Below are 3,834 nucleotides of genomic sequence, written 5' to 3'. Positions count from 1 at the left end.
CAAGGTGCCGGGCACGTCGATGGAGATCCGGGACGTGTCGATGGACTTCGCCTACGGCGAGTCGTTCACCGAGTCCAGCCCTGAGGCGTACGAACGCCTCATCTTGGACGTCCTCCTGGGCGACGCGAACCTCTTCCCGCGCACCGAGGAGGTCGAGCTGTCCTGGAAGATCCTCGACCCGATCGAGGAGTACTGGGACAAGAACGGCACCCCGGCCCAGTACCCGGCCGGCACCTGGGGACCCGTCGAGGCGGACGACATGCTCGAGCGAGACGGACGGAGCTGGCGCCGGCCATGAAGACAGACCTCACGGACACCACGGCCAGCAAGATCAACAAGGCGCTGGTGCTGGGCCGGCGGGCCATCGGCACGCCCGCCATCGGCATGGTGCTCACGCTGGTCATCGTCACCGACGAGGAGAACGCCTACGACGCGCTGAAGGCCGCGAGCGACGCGGCGCACGAGCACCCCTCGCGCACGCTCGTGGTCATCAAGCGCGTCTCGCGCTCCCTGCGGGACCGTACGCGGTCCCGGCTGGACGCCGAGGTGCGCCTCGGCGCCGACGCGGGCACCGGCGAGACGGTGGTGCTGCGGCTGTACGGCGACGTCGCCGACCACGCCCAGTCGGTGGTCCTGCCGCTGCTGCTGCCCGACGCCCCGGTCGTGGTGTGGTGGCCGGTGAACGCGCCGCTGGACCCGGCCAGGGACCCGCTCGGCGCGCTGGCCCAGCGCCGGGTCACCGACACCTACGCCTGCGAGGACCCGATCGGGGAGCTGACCGCCCGGGCCGCCGCGTACACGCCGGGCGACACCGACCTGTCCTGGACCCGCATCACGCCCTGGCGCTCGATGCTGGCGGCGGCCCTGGACCAGGTCGACTGCCGGGTGAACGCCGTCGAAGTGGAGGGCGAGGAGTACAACCCGAGCTGCGAGCTGCTGGCGATGTGGCTCGCGGACCGGCTCGGCGTGCCGGTGAAGCGCTCGCCGTCGGACGGCCCGGGTCTCACCGCGGTCCGGCTGGACACCGACTGCGGGCCGATCGTCCTGGGCCGGGCCGACGGCTCGCTGGCGACCCTGTCCATCCAGGGCCAGCCCGACCGCGCGGTGGCGCTCAAGCGCCGCGAGACGGCCGAGCTGATCGCGGAGGAGCTGCGCCGGCTCGACCCGGACGACACCTACGCCTCGGCGCTGCGCTACGGCGTGGACCGGCTGGGCGCGGCCGCCAAAGGAGAGGCCGGGGAAGGGCCCCTCGCGGTCCGCGCTCCCGTCCAGACGGCTGCGAAAGCACCCGCGAAGGACGCGGCGCAGGAGAAGACACCGGTGAGGAAGGCGGCGGCGAAGTGAGCACCCCTCAGCTGGTCGTGCATCACGACAAGGAGCTGATGGCCCAGGCTGCGGCGGCCCGGCTGATCACGAAGATCGTGGACGCGCAGGCGTCGCGGGGCTCGGCGTCCGTCGTCCTGACCGGTGGCCGCAACGGCAACGGTCTGCTGGCGGCGCTGGCGGGATCACCGGCCCGGGACGCCATCGACTGGGGCCGCCTGGACCTGTGGTGGGGCGACGAGCGGTTCCTGCCGGAGGGCGACCCGGAGCGCAACGTCACCCAGGCGCGGGAGGCGCTGCTGGACGCGGTGCCGCTGGACCCGAAGCGGGTGCACGCGATGCCGGCGTCCGACGGCCCGCACGGCACGGACGTGGAGGCGGCCGCGGCCGCATACGCGGAGGAGCTGGCGGGTGCCGCGAATCCCGAGAACCACGCCTCCGTGCCGTCCTTCGACGTCCTGCTCCTCGGCGTCGGCCCGGACACGCACGTGGCGTCGCTCTTCCCGGAACTGCCCGCGGTCCGCGAGACCGAGCGCACGGTGGTGGGCGTCCACGGGGCTCCCAAGCCGCCGCCGACCCGGGTGACGCTCACCCTCCCGGCGATCCGTGCCGCCCGTGAGGTGTGGCTGCTGGCGGCCGGCGAGGACAAGGCGCAGGCGGCCGCCATCGCCCTGTCGGGCGCGGGGGAGATCCAGGCCCCCGCGGCGGGGGCCCGGGGCCGGGCCCGCACGCTGTGGCTGCTGGACTCGGCGGCGGCCTCGCAGCTGCCGCGGTCGCTGTACCCGCCGGCCTCGGCCTGAGACCGGCCGCACGTCGGCGAAGAACGCCGGGTCCCCGAGTGACGGGGACCCGGCGTTCTGTCGTGGAGGGCGGGACGTCTCAGGAGGTACCGGGTCCCGGGTGGTACGGGTTGCCCTGGCCGTACGGGCCCGGCGGCGCGTACGGGTGGCCCTGCGGGGGCGTGTGGGGTGCGTACGGGTTGCCCTGGGGCGGCACGGGAGGCGGCGGATACGAGTAGCCCGGCGCGGGGGCGTGCGGTGGTGCGTACGGGTTGCCCTGCGGCGGCACGTGTGGCGCGTACGGGTTGCCCTGAGGCGGCCCGTGCGGTGCCGTCGGCGGAACCGGCGGGGGCGGGCCGGGGATCGGCGGCTGGGCTGCCGGGTGGGTGCCCAGCCGGATGCCGTAGCGCCGCTTGAGGCGCCCCATCTCCAGCAGCGCGATCGCCGTGACGGTCACCGGCGCGCCCAGGATGAAGACGATGCCCATCGTGAGGCTCAGCCCGTGCAGGTCACCCGTGAGCAGGTCGGGCAGGGCCATCAGCCAGGTCGTCACCGTGGCCAGCAGGGGCGGCAGACAGCGGTGCACGACCGCCGTGCCGAAGAAGTTGCCCGAGATGCGGAAGGCCCCGGCGCCCACGAAACCGACCATCCACAGCGCGGCGAAGCCGATCGGCAGGATGGCCATGCCGCCCATGGAGTTGGCCATCTGGAGCAGCACCACGGTGGCGACGACCGAGCCGATGAACAGCAGGAGCAGCTTGAGGGAGTTCAGCAGCGGCTCCCGCAGCCGGCGCACGGTGCCGGTGCGCCGCCAGACGAAGAGCATCACCCCGACGGTGAGCGGGGTGAGGAACAGCAGGACGGCCGACGCGGTGAGCGCGTTCTCCAGCAGCTCCGTGAAGGCGAAGCCGCCCTCGACGAAGGTGTAGACGCCGAGGGAGGCGACGGCACCGGCGATGACCCGGACGCGCTTGAGCTGTTCCACCGACGGGTCCACCGAGTCCGGGATCCACGCCGGATGGAACATCGCCCGTGCCACATGATGGGGCTTCAGGAAGGACCGGGCGGTCAGCGTGCCGCCCGTCCAACTGCCGTGCGTGCGTGTCACCTTGTGCTCCCCCGAGCGATCGCCTTCATGATCGCCGGGGATTCTACGGGAAGCGGACGGCGCGGCGCCGCCCGCTTTCCACCCGGCTCACTGCCGGCCGCGCAGTTCCCGGTAGGCGGTGACGAGGGCCTTGGTGGAGGGATCCAGGCCGGGGACGTCGGCGCCTTCGGTGAGGGCGGGTTCGACGCGCTTGGCCAGGACCTTGCCGAGTTCGACGCCCCACTGGTCGAAGGAGTCGATGTTCCACACGGCGCCCTGGACGAACACCTTGTGCTCGTAGAGGGCGACGAGCTGGCCGAGCACCGACGGGGTCAGCTCACGGGCGAGGATCGTCGTCGTCGGGTGGTCGCCCCGGAACGTCTTGTGCGGCACCAGTTCCTCCGGCACGCCCTCGGCGCGCACCTCGTCCGGTGTCTTGCCGAAGGCGAGGGCCTGTGTCTGCGCGAAGAAGTTGGCCATCAGCAGGTCGTGCTGGGCCTTCAGCTCGTCGCTCAGTTCGGCGACCGGCTCGGCGAAGCCGATGAAGTCCGCCGGGATCAGCTTGGTGCCCTGGTGGATCAACTGGTAGTAGGCGTGCTGCCCGTTGGTGCCGGGCGTGCCCCACACCACCGGCCCGGTCTGCCA

At 72.8% G+C, this 3,834-nt stretch carries 4 protein-coding genes and 1 pseudogene; 3 read left to right on the top strand and 2 right to left on the bottom strand.

Annotation, left to right across the window (positions count from 1 at the left end; translation table 11 throughout):
• The 3 genes and pseudogenes from H0H10_RS02370 to pgl all read left to right on the top strand — a co-directional run.
• Nucleotides 1-298, top strand: a pseudogene (locus tag H0H10_RS02370) (glucose-6-phosphate dehydrogenase); the annotation flags it as partial.
• Entirely contained in the window at nucleotides 295-1,344 is a 1,050-nt protein-coding gene (gene opcA, locus H0H10_RS02365) for a glucose-6-phosphate dehydrogenase assembly protein OpcA (protein ID WP_188179096.1), read from the top strand. The pseudogene H0H10_RS02370 and the gene opcA, both read left to right, overlap by 4 nt.
• Nucleotides 1,341-2,123: a 6-phosphogluconolactonase gene (gene pgl / locus H0H10_RS02360; RefSeq protein WP_188179095.1), complete on the top strand. Its 783-nt coding sequence runs from the start codon at nucleotides 1,341-1,343 to the stop codon at nucleotides 2,121-2,123. Before opcA ends, pgl begins: the two co-directional genes overlap by 4 nt.
• Nucleotides 2,124-2,202: 79 nt before the next feature.
• Here pgl and H0H10_RS02355 read toward each other — a convergent pair whose 3' ends face one another.
• Together H0H10_RS02355 and H0H10_RS02350 are read right to left on the bottom strand one after the other, a co-directional pair.
• Entirely contained in the window at nucleotides 2,203-3,210 is a 1,008-nt protein-coding gene (locus H0H10_RS02355; protein ID WP_188179094.1) for a hypothetical protein, read from the bottom strand.
• A gap of 87 nt (nucleotides 3,211-3,297) precedes the next feature.
• Nucleotides 3,298-3,834, bottom strand: a 537-nt coding sequence (locus H0H10_RS02350) for a phosphoglucose isomerase-related protein (protein ID WP_507227364.1), incomplete at its 5' end; no start/stop codon positions are given.

This window comes from Streptomyces griseicoloratus (genome assembly GCF_014534645.1).
In the GTDB taxonomy this organism is placed as follows: Bacteria; Actinomycetota; Actinomycetes; order Streptomycetales; family Streptomycetaceae; genus Streptomyces; species Streptomyces griseicoloratus.
Note: the sequence above shows the minus strand (reverse complement) of the source record. Positions and strands in the feature narration are given on the sequence as shown.